Origin of the sequence: Pseudonocardia hydrocarbonoxydans (genome assembly GCF_006539565.1) — a bacterium.
Taxonomy (GTDB): domain Bacteria; phylum Actinomycetota; class Actinomycetes; order Mycobacteriales; family Pseudonocardiaceae; genus Pseudonocardia; species Pseudonocardia hydrocarbonoxydans.
Genome location: NZ_BJNG01000014.1, coordinates 80450 through 95473 on the forward strand (window position 1 = coordinate 80450; position 15024 = coordinate 95473).

Here is a 15024-nt window from a genome sequence, read left to right on the forward strand (position 1 = left end):
CGGCTACGCCGGGGTCGCCGCCCCGTCGCGCTGCGGCCGTCCCACACCCACCCACCGGAAGCCGGCCCGTCGGATGATGTCGGCGTCGAGCAGGTTGCGGGTGTCGACGACGAGCCGCTCGGCCACCTCGCCGGCGAGCCGGCGCCAGTCGAGCGCGCGGAACTGCGGCCACTCGGTGAGCACGACCACGGCCTCCGCGCCGCGCGCCGCCGTGTACGCGTCGTCTACGACGGTGAGCAGTGAGGAGTCGATCCGGGCGGTGGCCGCGTCGACGCCGGGGTCGTAGGCGACGAGCTCCGCGCCGGCCTGCTTGAGCAGCGCGGCGACGCCGAGGGCGGGCGAGTCGCGCAGGTCGTCGGTGTGCGCCTTGAACGTCAGCCCGAGCAGCGCGATGCGCCGCCGCGACAGCGACCCCGTGCGCCGCCCGGTGACCGCCAGCCGGACCTTCTCCACCATCCGCTGGTACTGGCGGGTGTTGGTGTCGATGGCCGCGCGGACGAGCCGGAACTCGAAGTCGGCCGCGTCGGCGGCCTGCAGCAGCGCGTTGGTGTCCTTCGGCAGGCACGACCCGCCCCACCCGGGCCCCGGCGACAGGAACGCCTGCCCGATGCGCTTGTCGTACCCGATGCCCTCGGTGACGTCGGCGATGTCGGCGTCGAGCCGCTCGCACAGCTCCGCCATCGCGTTGACGTAGGACAGCTTCATCGCCAGGAAGCAGTTCGCCGCGTACTTGATCATCTCGGCGCTGGCGGCGTCGGTGAGGACGGTGGGCGCGCCGAGCCGCGCGTAGAGCGCCGCCACCCGCTCCGCGGCGTCCTGTTTGGCCGAGCCGACGACGATCCGGTCCGGGTTGAGGAAGTCGTGCACCGCGGACCCCTCGCGCAGGAACTCCGGGTTGCTGACCACGCCGACGTCGTCGCGGCGCAGCAGCTCCGTGGTCCGCACCGAGGTGCCGACCGGCACGGTCGACTTGTTGACGACCACGCAGCCCGCCGGCAGGGCGTCGCGCGTCTCCTCGATCACGGCCTCGACGGCGGACAGGTCGGCGATCCCACCCACCCCCATCGGGGTCGGGACGCACAGGAACATCACCTCGACGGGGGCCCCGTCGCGCTCCAGCTCCTTGAGCGCGGCCGAGGCGCCGACGACGAACGACAGCCGCCCCGCCGCCACCCCCTCGTTGACGAGCTCGGCGAGCCGGTCCTCCCGGATCCCGATCTCCCCGGCCCGCAGGCGCTCGACCTTGGCCTCGTCGACGTCGGCACAGATCACGCGGTGACCGAGGGTGGCCAGACAGGCCCCCGTCGTCAGGCCCACGTAACCGGTACCCACCACAGCCACGCGCCGGGCGAACATTCGTGGGACTCCTCGCGATGTCTGTCGGACGACCGGAGCGCCTCGCGCGCCGATCGGGACGCTACCGCCGATCCGGCCACGCGGAGGGCCCGAGGCACTGTGGCCCCCGTCATCATGGGGGCCGGTCCCGGCGCCGGCGGGGCGCGCACGGGTGCCCCGTCCGCGCTGTGGGCCGCCCGGGTCCGCCGGGCGGCGGCGCTACTTCTTCGCCTTCGCCTTCTTCGGCTTGTCCGCCGGGGCCTTCGCCTTGGCCGCCGCCTTGGGAGCCGCCGCCTTGGGAGCCGCCTTGGCAGCCGCCGCCTTGGGAGCCGTCTTCGCCGCGGCCACCTGCGGGGCCGCCTTGGCCGGGGCCTTCTTCTTGGGTGCCGCCTTGGCCGGCGCTGCGGCCTTGGGTGCTGCGGCCTTGGGTGCTGCGACCTTGGGCGCTGCGGCCTTGGGCGCCTTCGCCTTCGGAGCAGCGGCCGCGGGCTCCGCGGCGAAGCTCGCCGACGCCTTCGCGGTGCGACGGCGGGGTGCGGCGGGGGCCGCGACCGCGGCGGGCGCCTCGGCGGCGGGCGGGGCCGCGACCGGGCGTCGACGGGCGGGGGTGGCACGCGGCGCCGGGCCCCCGGCGCCGCCCACGGCGGCGCGGAACCCGGTGCCGGGCCGGAACGCGGGCACCGTCGTGGCCGCGACCTGCACCGTCTCGCCCGTGCGCGGGTTGCGGGCCACGCGGGCGGCGCGGGCACGCGGCTCGAACACCCCGAACCCGGTGATCGACACCGAGTCGCCGGACCCGACCGTCGACACGATGGTCTCCAGCAGGCCGTCGACCGCGGTGGCCGCCGTCCGCCGGTCGCCGATGCGGTCTGCCAGCGCGTCCACGAGCTGCGTCTTGTTCATGAACGAGACGCTAGCCGCAGGTCAGGGCCGTGCGCCAGCAACACGCGGAGGGAATCCGTTGCCGCGCAACGGATTCAGCCCGACGTCACCGGCATCCGGGCCGGGCGCGTGGCCTCGAACGCGGTGATGTCCTCGGCGTGGCGCAGCGTGAGGCCGATGTCGTCGAGGCCCTCCAGCAGCCGCCAGCGGGTGTAGTCGTCGATCTCGAACGGCACGGTGAGATCGGCGGCCTGCACCGTGCGCTCCACCAGGTCGACGGTGACCTCGGTGCCGGGCTGGTTCTCCAGCAGCTTCCACAGCAGCTCGACGTCGGCCTGTGCGACCTGGGCCGCGAGCAGCCCGGCCTTCGCGGAGTTGCCGCGGAAGATGTCGGCGAACCGCGAGGAGATCACGACCCGGAACCCGTAGTTCATCAGTGCCCACACCGCGTGCTCGCGCGAGGAGCCGGTGCCGAAGTCCGCCCCCGCCACCAGCACGGATCCGCGGTCGAACGGCTCCTGGTTGAGGACGAACGAGGGGTCGTTCCGCCAGGCCGAGAACAGGCCGTCCTCGAACCCGGTGCGCGTCACCCGCTTGAGGTAGACCGCCGGGATGATCTGGTCGGTGTCGACGTTGGCCCGGCGCAGCGGCACGCCGATGCCGGTGTGGGTGGAGAAGGCGTCCATCAGAGCAGGTCCTCCGGGCTCGACAGGGTGCCGCGCACCGCGGTCGCGGCCGCGACCAGGGGCGACACCAGGTGGGTGCGGCCGCCCTTGCCCTGGCGGCCCTCGAAGTTGCGGTTGGACGTCGACGCGCTGCGCTCCCCCGGGGCGAGCTGGTCGGGGTTCATGCCCAGGCACATCGAGCAGCCCGCGGAGCGCCACTCGGCCCCGGCCGCGGTGAACACCTCGTCGAGCCCCTCGTCCTCGGCCTGGAACCGCACCCGCATCGAGCCGGGGACGACCAGCATCCGGACGCCGTCGGCGACCTTGCGGCCCCTGATGACCTCGGCCGCGGCCCGCAGGTCCTCGATCCGGCCGTTGGTGCAGGAGCCCACGAACACCGTGTCGACGGCGACCTCGCGCAGCGGCTGCCCCGCCGTGAGCCCCATGTAGGTCAGGGCCTTCTCCGCGGAGACGCGCTCGTTCTCGTCGACGATCTGCGCCGGGTCGGGCACGTTGTCCCCCAACGGGAGACCCTGGCCGGGGTTGGTGCCCCAGGTGACGAACGGGGTGAGCGAGTCGCCGTCGATGACGACCTCGGCGTCGAACACCGCGTCGTCGTCGGTGCGCAGCTCGCGCCACGCCGCGACGGCCTCGTCCCACGCCTCGCCTGCGGGCGCGCGGTCACGGCCCTTGAGGTAGGCGAAGGTCGTCTCGTCGGGGGCGATCATGCCGGCGCGGGCCCCGGCCTCGATCGACATGTTGCAGATCGTCATCCGGGCCTCCATCGAGAGGTTCTCGATGACGTTGCCCCGGTACTCCAGCACGTAGCCCTGGCCGCCGCCGGTGCCGATCTGCGCGATGATCGCCAGCACGACGTCCTTGCTCGTGACGCCCGGCCGCAGCGTGCCGTCGGCGCTGTTCACCGTGATCGACATGGTCTTGAACCGCTTGAGCGGCAGCGTCTGCGTGGCGAGCACGTGCTCCACCTCGGAGGTGCCGATGCCGAAGGCCATCGCGCCGAACGCGCCGTGGGTGGAGGTGTGGCTGTCGCCGCAGACGACCGTGGTGCCCGGCTGCGTGAGCCCCAGCTGCGGGCCGACGACGTGCACGATGCCCTGCTCGGCGTGGTTCATGGGGTAGAGCGGCACGCCGAACTCGGCGCAGTTCTTGCGCAGCGTCTCGACCTGGGTGCGCGAGACGGGGTCGGCGATCGGCAGCTCGACGTCCTTGGTCGGGACGTTGTGGTCCTCGGTGGCGAGCGTGAGGTCCGTCCGTCGCACCGGGCGGCCCGCGAGCCGCAGGCCGTCGAACGCCTGGGGGCTGGTGACCTCGTGCACGAGGTGCAGGTCGATGTAGAGGAGGTCGGGTTCGTCGCCCTCCCCCTCACGGACGAGGTGCAGGTCCCACACCTTCGCGGCCAGAGTACGTGCCATGGTTCTCTCCCAGCAGTTGGGACGCTAGTATCGCGGTGTGAGACAGCATAGCGGCATCGGTGTGCTCGACAAGGCTGTGGGTGTGCTCCGTGCCATCGCCTCCGAGCCGTGCGGGCTGGCCGAGCTGTGCCAGCGCACGGGCCTGCCGCGGGCCACCGCGCACCGCCTCGCCGTCGGGCTGGAGGTGCACGGCCTGCTCACCCGCGGCGCCGACGGTCGCTGGCGACCGGGCCCGACGCTGGCCGAGCTCGCCGCCGGCGGCGCCGACCCGCTGCTGGAGGCGGCCGCGGCGATCCTGCCCCGGCTGCGCGACATCACGGGCGAGAGCGTGCAGCTCTACCGCCGCGACGGCACGCAGCGCGTCTGCGTCGCCACCGCCGAGCCCGCGAGCGGCCTGCGCGACACCGTGCCCGTCGGCTCCCGGCTGCCGATGACGGCGGGCTCCGGGGCGAAGGTGCTCGCCGCGTGGGCCGAGCCCGCCGTCCAGCGCGCGGTGCTGGGCGACGCCACCTTCACCGAGCGCGTCCTGCTCGACGTCCGCAGGCGCGGCTGGGCGCAGAGCGTCGCGGAGCGGGAGTCCGGGGTGGCCAGCGTGTCGGCGCCGGTGCGCGACGGCACCGGGCACGTCGTGGCGGCGGTGTCGGTGTCCGGGCCCGTCGACCGGATCGGTCGCCGTCCCGGCGTCCGCTGGGCGGCCGACCTGCTCGCCGCGGCCGAGGCCCTGCAACACCGCTTGTAACCGATACCCGCCCGAAAGGGCCACGGGGGACCCGATACCGTGGCGCAGTTGCACGCAGGGTGAGATTCGGCGGCGGAAATCGGGGCACGATGACCTACTTGCTCGGGATCGATCTGGGTACGACGAGGACGTCGGCCGCCGTCGGTCACCCGGGTGCGCGGTCGGGCGAGATCGAGGTCGTCAACCTGGGCGACCGCTCCAGCTCGGTCCCCTCGGTGTTCTACGCGGGTGCCGACGGCGCGGTGCTGGTCGGCGAGGCCGCCGAGCGCCGGGCGCTGACCGACCCCGCCCGGGTCGTCCGCGAGTTCAAGCGCCGCATCGGCGACCCCACCCCGCTCGTCGTCTCCGGGGTCCCCTGGTCGCCGCAGGAGCTCTCCGCGCGGGTCGTGCGCTGGGTCGTCGAGCGGGTGGCCGAGCGCGAGGGCGGGCCCGCGGCCCGCATCGCCGTCACCCACCCGGCGTCCTGGGGCCCGCTGAAGAAGGAGCTGCTCGGCGGCGCGCTGGCCGGGCAGGGCATGCAGGTGTCGTTCCTGGCCGAGCCGCAGGCCGCCGCGCTGCACTACGCCTCGGCCGAGCGGCTCGAGCCCGGCTCCACCATCGCCGTCTACGACCTGGGCGGCGGCACGTTCGACGCCGCGATCGTCACGAAGGGCGCGCAGGGCTTCGGCACCGTCGGGCGGCCGGAGGGCATCGAGCGGCTCGGCGGCGTCGACTTCGACCAGGTCGTGTTCGACCACGTCCGCGACGGCATGCCCGGGGCGTTCGCCGGGCTCGACGACACCGACCCCGCCGTCCTCGCCGCGGTGGCCGCGGTGCGCCGCGAGTGTTCGGAGGCCAAGGAGGCGCTGAGCAGCGACACCGAGGTGTCGATCCCGGTGCTGCTGCCCGGCTCCCAGGGGTCGGTGCGGCTGCACCGCAGCGAGTTCGAGGCCATGATCCGGCCGCAGATCGAGGACACCGTCACCGCACTGCGGCGCGCCGTCGCCTCCGCCGGGCTCACCCCCGACCAGCTCACCGCGGTGCTGCTGGTCGGCGGCTCGTCGCGGATCCCGCTCGTCGCGCAGCTGGTGTCCGAGCAGCTCGGGCGGCCCGTCGCCGTCGACGCGGACCCGAAGAACGCGATCGCCATGGGCGCCGCCCTGTCGCTGGACCCGGCGGCGCTGGCCGCGACGGGGCCGCACGTGCCCGCACCGCGCGGCGGCTCACCCGTCCCCGGTGGGGTGCGGTCGACGGGGCAGCAGCGGCCGGCCGGTCCGGGGATCGGAGCTCCGGTGGCGGGGGCCCTGGGCGCCGGGGGGATGGTCACCGGGATGGCGGGCACGGGCGGGACTGGCACGGCAGGCCGCCGCCCGGGCGGCGGCTCCGGCAACGGCCACGGCGGGCTCGGCCCGGGTACCGCGGTCGCGGCCGGGCCCGGTGCCGGGATGCTTGCCGCAGCCGCCGGATCGACGGGTCTCCGTCCCGGTGGTCCGCAGGGTCGCATCCCGATGCAGGGCGGGGAGCCCGCCCGCCAGATCGTGCCCCCGCCGCGCGCGCCGTCCCCGTATCCGGAGCGACCGCCGGTCGACACCCCCGCCCCCCACGACGACGACTTCGACCGCCCCCTGCCCCCGCGGCGCCGGGGCGGCGCGTTCCTGGTGTCGGCGGGTGGGCTGGCGGCCGCGCTCGGCGTCGTCGCCACCGTGCTGCTGTTGCCCGCCCCGGCCCCCGCGCCGACGGCCGGCGTCGACCGGGACTCGACGGTGCCGATCCTGCCGCCGGTCTCCTCGGAGGTGCTGGGCACCCCGGCGCCGACCGAGGCGACCGAGGCCCCGGCCGCCGACGACCCGCCCCCGCCCGCGGCCACCACCCGTACGCAGGCGCCGCAGCCGACCACCCAGCCCGCGCCGACCACCGAGCCCCCGCCGCCGACGACGACCTCCGAGCCGCCGCCCACCTCGGAGCCGCCGCCGCCCTCGTCGGAGCCGCCGCCCCCCTCGACCCCGCCCGTCGACGCCCAGCGCCTCCCCCCGGCCTGATCGGCCCGCCGCCGGCGCCCCGCGTGGGCGCCGGCCGTGGCGGGCCCGACCGTGACAGGACTGGGAAATGCAGCGATCCCCACTCCGAACCGGAGTGGGGATCGCTGTGATGTAGCCCCGACGGGATTTGAACCCGCGCTACCGCCTTGAGAGGGCGGCGTCCTAGGCCGCTAGACGACGGGGCCTCTGACCTGCTGTGTGGAACTGTACAGGAACCATTCTGGAGGATTCCCGCTGGGGTACCAGGACTCGAACCTAGACTAACTGAACCAGAATCAGTCGTGCTGCCAATTACACCATACCCCACTGGACAGCGACCACCCGGTGGCCGCGTCCCGTGCCGTCCACTCTAGCCGAGCCCTCCGGCGCGCTCCAAACCGGCCCTCAGCCGCGCCAGGGACCGCTCGCGCCCCAGCAGTTCCATCGACTCGTAGAGCGGCGGCGACACCGTGCGCCCGCTGACGGCCACCCGCACCGGCGCGAACGCCTTGCGCGGCTTGAGCCCCAGCCCGTCGATGAGGGTGTCCTTGAGGGACTGCTCGATGGCGGGCGTGGACCAGTCCGCCAGCGCATCGAGGCCGGTCAGGGCCGCCTCGAGGACGGGCGCGGCGTCGGCGCCGAGGTTCTTGGCCGCGGCATCCTCGTCGAGTGTGAAGCCGTCGCCGGTGACGAACAGGAAGCGCAGCATGCGCGCGGCGTCGGAGAGGACGACGCTGCGCTCCTGCACCAGGGGCGCCGCCGCGGCGAGCAGGGCGCGGTCGGCCTCGTCCGCGATCACGACGCCCTCCGCGGCCAGGTAGGGCTCCACGCGGCGGGCGAACTCCTCCACCGGCAACGCCCGCAGATGTGCGGCATTGATGGCCTCGGCCTTCTTCAGGTCGAACCGCGCGGAATTGCCCGAGACGCGCGTCACGTCGAATGCGGCGACCATCTCGTCCATCGTGAAGACGTCCCGGTCCTCGGCGATCGACCAGCCCAGCAGCGCGAGGTAGTTGAGCAGGCCCTCGGGGGTGAATCCGCGCTCGCGGTAGAGGAACAGGTTCGATTCCGGGTCGCGCTTGGACAGTTTGCGATTGCCCTCCCCGGTGACCAGCGGCAGGTGCCCGTAGCGCGGGGGCCCGTCGCCGATGCCGACGCGCCGGAGCGCCTCGAGCAGCGCGATCTGACGCGGGGTGGAGGACAGCAGGTCCTCCCCGCGCAGCACGTCGGTGATGCCCATGAGCGCGTCGTCGAGCGGGTTGGTGAGCGGGTAGAGCGGGGAGCCGTCACCGCGCGCGAGGACGAAGTCCGGGACGGTGCCGACCCGGAAGGTGACCTCGCCGCGGACGAGGTCGGTGAAGGTGATGTCGCGGTCGGGCATGCGCAGCCGGTAGACCGGCGCGCGGCCGTCGGCGCGGTAGGCGTCCTTCTCGGCCTCGGCGAGGTCGCGGTCGGCGTTGTCGTAGCCGAGTTTCGGGTCGCGGCCCGCCGCCCGGTGCCGCGCCTCGATCTCCTCGGCCTTCGAGTAGGACTCGTAGACCTCGCCGGCCTCGATCAGCCGGCGCAGGGCGTCGGCGTAGAGGTCGCCGCGCTCGCTCTGCCGGTACGGCGCGTGCGGGCCGCCGACCTCCGGGCCCTCGTCCCAGTCGAGGCCGAGCCAGCCCAGCGCGTCGAGCAGCGCGGCGTAGGACTCGGCGGAGTCGCGGCTGGCGTCGGTGTCCTCGATACGGAACACGAACGCACCGCCCGAGTGCCGGGCGTGCGCCCAGTTGAACAGGGCGGTGCGGATGAGGCCGACGTGCGGCGTCCCCGTCGGGGAGGGGCAGAAGCGAACGCGAACAGTCATGGTGTTGCCCAGGCTAGCGGACCGGCGGTAAATTCATCGCATGACGAATAGCGAGCGCTCGACGTGCCTCGTCGTCGGCGGCGGCCCGGCCGGGATGGTGCTCGGGCTGCTCATGGCCCGCGCCGGGATCGACGTCACCGTGCTGGAGAAGCACGCCGACTTCCTGCGCGACTTCCGGGGCGACACCGTGCACGCCTCCACCCTCACGCTGCTCGACGAGCTGGGCCTGGGCGAGCGGTTCGCCGCCGTCCCGCAGCGCCGCCTGGAGCAGGTGACCGTCCAGCTCGACGCGGGCACGGCCCAGGTCGCCGACATGCGGCGCCTGCCCGGCGCCCACCCGCACATCGCGCTCGTGCCCCAGTGGGACTTCCTCGACATGCTCGCCGACGCGGCGTCCGAGGAGCCGACGTTCACCCTGCGCCGCGACGCCGAGGTCGTCGACCTGCTGCGCGACGGAGCCCGGGTCGTCGGCGTCCGGTACGTCGACCGCACCGACGGGTCGGAGCACGAGCTGCGCGCCGACCTCACCGTCGCCTGCGACGGCCGCGGCTCGGCCGTCCGCGCGGCCGCCGGGCTGCGTCCGCGCTCGTTCGGCGTGCCGATGGACGTCTGGTGGTTCCGGCTCCCCCGCCGCGCGGACGACCCGGTGGGCGGGGTCGGCCGGTTCTCCACGGGCCACCTCTGCGTGATGATCGACCGCGGCGACTACTGGCAGTGCGGCTACCTCATCCGCAAGGGCGGCGACACCGCCCTGCGCGCCGCCGGCATCGGGGAGCTGCGGCGGCGCTTCGCCGGGCTGCTGCCCTGGATGGCCGATCGCACGGGCGCCCTGGAGTCGTGGGACGACGTCAAGCTGCTCGACGTCCGGCTGGAGCGGCTGCGGCGCTGGGACCTCGACGGGCTGCTGCTCATCGGCGACGCCGCGCACGCCATGTCGCCGGTCGGCGGGGTGGGGATCAACCTCGCCGTGGCCGACGCCGTCGCCACGGCCCGGCTGCTCGCCCCCGCGCTGCGCAGCGGCGGGATCGTCCCGCGCTCGGTGCTGCGGCGGGTGCAGCGCCGCCGGTGGCTGCCCACGGCGCTGGTGCAGGGCGCGCAGCGGATCGCGCACCGGGTCGTGCTCGGTCCGACGGTCGCCACCGCGGCGGACTCACCCGCCCCGGCCCCACCGGTGGGACTCGGCGACGACGGCCTCGCGCCCGCCCCGCTCGCGAGCCTGCCGCTCCCCCTGCGGCTGGCCCAGCGCCTCCCGGTGCTGCAGGGCATCCCGGCGCGGCTGGTCGCCATCGGGCCGCTGCCGGAGCACGCCCCCGACTGGGCGCGGCGGGCCGCTCAGCCGAGCGCGACCCCGGCCAGCAGCGGGCGGTGGTCCGACGACGCCGTCGGGAGCACCGCGCAGTCGACGATCCGGCCGCGGCCCAGCACGTAGTCGATGCGGACGGCGGGGGCGGCGGCCGGGAACGTCGACGCCCCGGGGCAGCCGTCGCCGAGCACCGCGGTGAGCACGCCGACCTCGGGGTCGCCGGGTCGCGCGTTGAGGTCGCCCACGACCAGCACCCGCCCGCCCCAGCCCCGCACCAGCGCCGACACCGACCGCGCCTGCAGCAGCCGGGTCGCCCCGCTCTCCGACGACAGGTGCGTGGTCGCCACCCGCACCGGCTCGCCGTCGACGTCCAGGACGGCGGCGAGCAGCCCGCGCGGCTCCTCGGCGGCCGTCCCGGGCAGCCGCAGCGCCGTGTGCGACCGGATCGGGTGGCGCGACAGGATCGCCGAACCGAACTGGCGGCGGGGGGCGTCCGGGCCGGCCGGGTCGAGGTCGACGGTCGCGGCGAACGCGGCGTGCACGCCGAGGCGGCGGGCCAGCTCGGCGACCTGGTCGACCGAGCCGCTGCGCGCGCCGTAGTGCCGGTCGACCTCCTGCAGCGCGACGACGTCGGCGTCGACGGCCCGGATCTCCGCGGCGAGGCGGTCCAGGTCGACGCGGCCGTCCGGACCGGCGCCGTGGTGGATGTTGAACGTCAGCACGCGCAGGATCCCGGGTTCGCCGGCCTGCGCGGGCGGCCCCGGGGCCAGCAGCACGAGCACGACGAGCAGGACGAGCGGCAGCGTGCCCCGGCACCGCCCGTCGCCCCCGCCCGCCACGCACAGTGATCGGATCCCCCGGGGATCGGTTCGGGTCAGCTCCCGACGGGGACGGGCCGGGGTGCCGGGGTGCGGGTGCGCCGGCGCACCACCGGGACGGCGACCGCCACGACCACCGCCGCAGCGACCGCCACCCACCCCAGTCCCGCCGTCTCGTACAGCGGCCCGGCCCCGAGTCCGGCCACCGCCGCGCCCCCGTACGTCGCGCCCGAGTTCAGCGCGAGCACCGCGCCGCGGGCGGCCGGGGCGGCCGCCAGGCCGCTGACCAGCAACGTCAGCGCGACGTGGTTGACCAGCCCCCACACCACGGCGACGACCAGCAGCGCGGGCAGCAGGCCGACCGTCGCCCCGAGCAGGAGGTAGACCGCGGCCAGCACGGCGAGGACGGGGGCGAGGCGCGCGCGCTCGGCGACACGACCGGCCGCGGCACCCAGCCCGAAGCCGACGCCGTAGGCCAGGGCCAGCAGCCCGGCGCCGGCCGCCCCGCCGCCGTGCAGCAGCCGGATCTCGGCCCCGGCGAAGCCGAACACGGCGTAGAAGGCGCTCATGAACGCCAACGTCCCGGCGAGCAGCGGTGCGACGCCGGGAGTCCGCAGGGCGTGGCCGAGCGCACCGGCCCCCCGCGCCGGCGGCGCGGCGACCGGCCCGGACGGAAGCGTCCGGTACAGCACCACCTGCGCACCGGCCAGCACGGCGAGCGCGCCCAGCACCCCGCGCCACCCGACGGCGTCGGCGAGCACCGTCGCCACCGGCACCCCGGCCACGAGCGCCAGCGACCAGCCCAGCAGCACCCGCCCGGTGGCCCGTGCCGCGGTGCCGGGGGGCGCCAGTTCCGCGGCGAGGGCGTAGGTCGCCGGGAGCACGATCCCGGCCCCCACCCCGGCGACGACCTGCGCCCCCGCGAGCACCTCCCAGCCCGGCGCGAGCGCGGCCACCGCGCAGGACAGGGCGAGCAACGCCGCGCCTGCGGTGAGGGCGGTGCGCCGGGTCACGCGGTCCAGGCGCGGGCCGAGCAGCAGCGCCGCGACGACCACACCGACGCCGTACGCGGCGAGCACCCTCCCGATCTCGGAGGGGGTGGCGGCCAGGGAGTGGGCGAGGTCGGGCAGCAGCGGGGCGAGCAGGAACGACTGCGCCCCGACGGTGACGACGCCCGCGGTGAGCACGGTGAGTGGACGGGTCATGCACCGAACATGCTTCGGCTCCGGTCGCGAATCCAGGGTGTGCCGTCAGGTTCGAAGGGTGTTCGGCCGGAGGGGTGTCAGGATGGGTCGGTGGACGACATCGACCGGAGAATCGTCGGTCTGCTGCTCGACGACGCCGACCGCACCTACGCCCAGCTCGGCCGGGAGGTGGCGCTCTCCCCCGCCGCCGTGCACGAGCGGGTGCGGCGGCTGCGCGCGTCGGGGGTGGTGCGGCGCAGCACCGTGGAGGTCGACCCGGACGCACTCGGCCTCGACGTGCTCGCCTTCGTCCTGCTCGACACCGAGGGCTGGGCCAGGGACCACGTGTTCGCCGCGGCCGGGGCCGACCCGCGCGTCGAGGAGGCGCACTCCGTCGCCGGCAACAGCAACTTCCTGCTCAAGGTGCGCGCCGCCGGGCCCGACGGGCTGGAGGAGGTGCTGCGGATGCTCTACCAGGTGCCCGGCGTCGTCCGCACGCGCACGATCATGGTGCTGCGGCGCGGGTTCGAGCGCGGCGTCAGCCTGCCGTGACCTGCGCCCGCGCCCGCAGTGCCGCGTAGGCCAGCGCGTCGACCAGCGCCAGCCAGGACGCCTCCACGACGTTGCCGTGCACGCCGACCGTCGTCCACTCCGCCGTCCGGTCCGAGGACTCGATCAGCACGCGCGTCACCGCGCCGGTGCCGCGGGTGAGGATGCGGACCTTGTAGTCGGTGAGGTCGACGTCGGCCAGCCACGGGCAGGACGGGGCGAGCGCGCCGCGCAGGGCGGCGTCGAGGGCGTTGACGGGGCCGTTGCCCTCGCGGGTCGCGATCAGCCGCTCCCCGTCGACGAGGATCTTCACGGTCGCCTCGGCGACGATCTCGCCGTCGGCGCGCCGCTCGGTGATCACGCGGTAGGACTCGAGCGCGAACGGGGCGGTGCCCGCGTCGCCGCGGGCGGTGCGCATGAGCAGCTCCAGCGACGCGTCGGCCGCCTCGAACGACCAGCCCAGCGCCTCGCGCTCCTTGACCGTCGCCACCACCTGCGACACCGCGTCGGGGTGGCCGGCCAGGTCGACGCCGAGCTCCTCGCTCTTGAGCTCGACGCTGGCCCGGCCGGCCATCTCGGTGACCAGGATCCGCTGCCCGTTGCCGACGTCCACGGGGTTCATGTGGTTGTACAGCTCCGGGTCCACCTTGATCGCACTCGCGTGCAGTCCCGCCTTGTGGGCGAACGCTGACGTCCCGACATAGGCCTGGTGGGTGTCGGGAGCGATGTTGGCGATCTCCGCCAACGTGTGCGAGGTGCGGGTCATCTCCGCGAGGGCGCCGTCCGGTAGGACGGGCATCCCCAGCTTGGTCACCAGGTTCCCGACGACGGCGAACAGGTCGGCGTTGCCGGCCCGCTCGCCGTAGCCGTTGGCGGTGCACTGGACGTGCGTGGCGCCGGCCTGCACCGCCGCGACGGAGTTCGCGACCGCGCAGCCGGTGTCGTCCTGGCAGTGGATCCCGAGGCGGAAGCCCGTGCGGGCGGCCACCTCCGTCACCACCTCGGCGATGCCCAGGGGCAGCATCCCGCCGTTGGTGTCGCACAGCACCGCGACGTCGGCGCCGCTGCCCACGGCCGCCTCCAGCACGCGCAGCGCCGTGTCGGGGTCGAACGCGTAGCCGTCGAAGAAGTGCTCGGCGTCGACGAACACCCGGCGCCCCTCGCCGACCAGGAACGCCACCGTGTCGGCGACCATCGCGCAGTTCTCGGCCGCGTCGGTGCGCAGCGCGCGCTCGACGTGGCGGCGGTCGGACTTGGCGACGAGCGTGACGACCGGGGCGCGACTGTCGAGCAGCGCACGGACCTGCGGGTCGGCCGCCGCGGTCGTGCCCGGCCGCCGGGTGGCGCCGAACGCCACCAGCGCGGCGTGCCGCAGCTCCAGCTCCCCCGCCGCGGCCCGGGCGAAGAACTCCGTGTCCTTCGGCATCGCCCCGGGCCAGCCGCCCTCGACGTAGCCCACGCCCAGCGCGTCCAGGTGGCGGGCGACGGCGAGCTTGTCGGCCACCGAGTAGGAGATGCCCTCGCGCTGGGCACCGTCGCGCAGCGTCGTGTCGTAGACGTGGAAGGCGTCGCCCAGCGGCGTGGCGGCGGGTGCGGTGCGGGACATCTCGATCTCCTTCTCGGCAACAAAAAAGACCCCTCGCGGGTGCGAGAGGTCTGCGCGGCGGCCTGGGTGGAGCTAGCCGTCGCGCCTGCCGATAATGATCATGGTGCTGGACACGCCGCCGAGCATGGCACGGCCCGTCCCCGGCTGTCACACCTGCGTCCCACATCGCGGGACGCCGGGTAGGCGCGCACCGGGTGATCCACCAGGGTGGTGACCGACCCGCGTGCACCGCCGCACGCGGGCCCATCAGCGAAAGGTGCCGCCGTGTTCCAGCTCACCGCCCTCTACAACCACCCTGAGGACCCGGCCGCGTTCGACAAGCACTACACCGAGGTGCACGCGGTCATCGCGAAGAAGATCCCCGGCCTGCTGCGGTACACGATCAGCCACCCCGGCCCCGACGCCGAGGGCAACAAGCCCGCCCACTACCTCGTCGCGGTCCTCGACTTCCCCGACGAGGCCACCTTCGGCGCCGGGATGAGCGGGGAGCACGGCCAGGCCGCGGTGGCCGACCTGCCCAACTTCGCCGGCGCAGGAGTGACCCTGCTGACGGGCCCCTCCGAAGAGGTCTGACCCCGCCCTCCCCGCCCCACCCCTCCCCCGAATGGCAGTAAAGCCACTATGCCGCCACGAGATGGCAGCACAGTGGCTTTACTGCCACCAGTTC

Annotated in this window: 13 protein-coding genes and 2 tRNA genes; 5 read left to right on the top strand and 10 right to left on the bottom strand. The window is 74.9% G+C overall.

Annotated features, from left to right (window positions below):
- Nucleotides 1-3 precede the first annotated feature (3 nt).
- The 4 genes from PHY01_RS07230 to leuC form a co-directional block, all read right to left on the bottom strand.
- Nucleotides 4-1356, bottom strand: coding sequence for a UDP-glucose dehydrogenase family protein (locus PHY01_RS07230; RefSeq protein WP_141277753.1), 1353 nt, complete (start codon nt 1354-1356; stop codon nt 4-6).
- Nucleotides 1357-1554: 198 nt separating this feature from the next.
- Entirely contained in the window at nt 1555-2238 is a 684-nt protein-coding gene (locus PHY01_RS07235; RefSeq protein ID WP_141277754.1) for an HU family DNA-binding protein, read from the bottom strand.
- Nucleotides 2239-2312: 74 nt separating this feature from the next.
- A complete protein-coding gene (leuD, locus tag PHY01_RS07240; RefSeq protein WP_141277755.1) occupies nt 2313-2903 on the bottom strand; it encodes a 3-isopropylmalate dehydratase small subunit in 591 nt (196 codons plus the stop codon).
- Entirely contained in the window at nt 2903-4315 is a 1413-nt protein-coding gene (leuC, locus tag PHY01_RS07245; RefSeq protein WP_141277756.1) for a 3-isopropylmalate dehydratase large subunit, read from the bottom strand. Before leuC ends, leuD begins: the two co-directional genes overlap by 1 nt.
- A gap of 37 nt (nt 4316-4352) precedes the next feature.
- On the opposite strand from leuC, the gene PHY01_RS07250 reads away from it, so the two are divergent.
- Nucleotides 4353-5054, top strand: coding sequence for an IclR family transcriptional regulator (locus tag PHY01_RS07250; RefSeq protein WP_141277757.1), 702 nt, complete (start codon nt 4353-4355; stop codon nt 5052-5054).
- 89 nt (nt 5055-5143) lie between these two features.
- Complete coding sequence (locus tag PHY01_RS27915) at nt 5144-7072, top strand: Hsp70 family protein (protein ID WP_141277758.1); 1929 nt, start codon at nt 5144-5146, stop codon at nt 7070-7072.
- Nucleotides 7073-7184: 112 nt separating this feature from the next.
- Here PHY01_RS27915 and PHY01_RS07260 read toward each other — a convergent pair.
- The 3 genes from PHY01_RS07260 to gltX all read right to left on the bottom strand — a co-directional run bounded on the left by PHY01_RS07260 (nt 7185) and on the right by gltX (nt 8897).
- Nucleotides 7185-7257, bottom strand: a tRNA-Glu gene (locus tag PHY01_RS07260).
- A 49-nt stretch (nt 7258-7306) separates the two neighbouring features.
- Nucleotides 7307-7378 (bottom strand) — tRNA-Gln (locus PHY01_RS07265).
- Nucleotides 7379-7421: 43 nt separating this feature from the next.
- Nucleotides 7422-8897, bottom strand: coding sequence for a glutamate--tRNA ligase (gene gltX / locus PHY01_RS07270; RefSeq protein WP_141277759.1), 1476 nt, complete (start codon nt 8895-8897; stop codon nt 7422-7424).
- Nucleotides 8898-8937: 40 nt separating this feature from the next.
- On the opposite strand from gltX, the gene PHY01_RS07275 reads away from it, so the two are divergent.
- Complete coding sequence (locus PHY01_RS07275) at nt 8938-10326, top strand: FAD-dependent oxidoreductase (protein WP_141277760.1); 1389 nt, start codon at nt 8938-8940, stop codon at nt 10324-10326.
- Here PHY01_RS07275 and PHY01_RS07280 read toward each other — a convergent pair.
- Both PHY01_RS07280 and PHY01_RS07285 read right to left on the bottom strand, forming a co-directional pair.
- Nucleotides 10230-11039, bottom strand: a complete 810-nt coding sequence (locus tag PHY01_RS07280; protein WP_170183690.1) for an endonuclease/exonuclease/phosphatase family protein — start codon at nt 11037-11039, stop codon at nt 10230-10232. The genes PHY01_RS07275 and PHY01_RS07280 overlap by 97 nt on opposite strands.
- Nucleotides 11040-11074: 35 nt before the next feature.
- Nucleotides 11075-12223: an MFS transporter gene (locus tag PHY01_RS07285; RefSeq protein ID WP_141277762.1), complete on the bottom strand. Its 1149-nt coding sequence runs from the start codon at nt 12221-12223 to the stop codon at nt 11075-11077.
- 90 nt (nt 12224-12313) lie between these two features.
- On the opposite strand from PHY01_RS07285, the gene PHY01_RS07290 reads away from it, so the two are divergent.
- The gene (locus PHY01_RS07290) at nt 12314-12754 is read left to right on the top strand and encodes an Lrp/AsnC family transcriptional regulator (protein WP_141277763.1); all 441 of its coding nucleotides are present in this window, start codon (nt 12314-12316) and stop codon (nt 12752-12754) included.
- Here the strand turns inward: PHY01_RS07290 and cimA are convergent.
- Nucleotides 12741-14357, bottom strand: coding sequence for a citramalate synthase (gene cimA / locus PHY01_RS07295; RefSeq protein WP_141277764.1), 1617 nt, complete (start codon nt 14355-14357; stop codon nt 12741-12743). The two genes, PHY01_RS07290 and cimA, sit on opposite strands and share 14 nt — an antisense overlap.
- A gap of 264 nt (nt 14358-14621) precedes the next feature.
- Here cimA and PHY01_RS07300 point away from each other — a divergent pair, with 264 nt between their 5' ends.
- Nucleotides 14622-14930: an EthD family reductase gene (locus tag PHY01_RS07300; RefSeq protein ID WP_141277765.1), complete on the top strand. Its 309-nt coding sequence runs from the start codon at nt 14622-14624 to the stop codon at nt 14928-14930.
- The last annotated feature ends 94 nt before the right edge of the window (nt 14931-15024 follow it).

Bases quoted from the DNA above. Each gene is read 5' to 3' on its own strand.
- leuC (WP_141277756.1), bottom strand. From the start codon at position 4,315: ATGGCACGTACTCTGGCCGCGAAGGTGTGGGACCTGCACCTCGTCCGT.
- PHY01_RS27915 (WP_141277758.1), top strand. From the start codon at position 5,144: ATGACCTACTTGCTCGGGATCGATCTGGGTACGACGAGGACGTCGGCC.
- PHY01_RS07230 (WP_141277753.1), bottom strand. From the start codon at position 1,356: ATGTTCGCCCGGCGCGTGGCTGTGGTGGGTACCGGTTACGTGGGCCTG.
- cimA (WP_141277764.1), bottom strand. From the start codon at position 14,357: ATGTCCCGCACCGCACCCGCCGCCACGCCGCTGGGCGACGCCTTCCAC.
- PHY01_RS07285 (WP_141277762.1), bottom strand. From the start codon at position 12,223: ATGACCCGTCCACTCACCGTGCTCACCGCGGGCGTCGTCACCGTCGGG.
- PHY01_RS07235 (WP_141277754.1), bottom strand. From the start codon at position 2,238: ATGAACAAGACGCAGCTCGTGGACGCGCTGGCAGACCGCATCGGCGAC.
- leuD (WP_141277755.1), bottom strand. From the start codon at position 2,903: ATGGACGCCTTCTCCACCCACACCGGCATCGGCGTGCCGCTGCGCCGG.
- PHY01_RS07275 (WP_141277760.1), top strand. From the start codon at position 8,938: ATGACGAATAGCGAGCGCTCGACGTGCCTCGTCGTCGGCGGCGGCCCG.
- gltX (WP_141277759.1), bottom strand. From the start codon at position 8,897: ATGACTGTTCGCGTTCGCTTCTGCCCCTCCCCGACGGGGACGCCGCAC.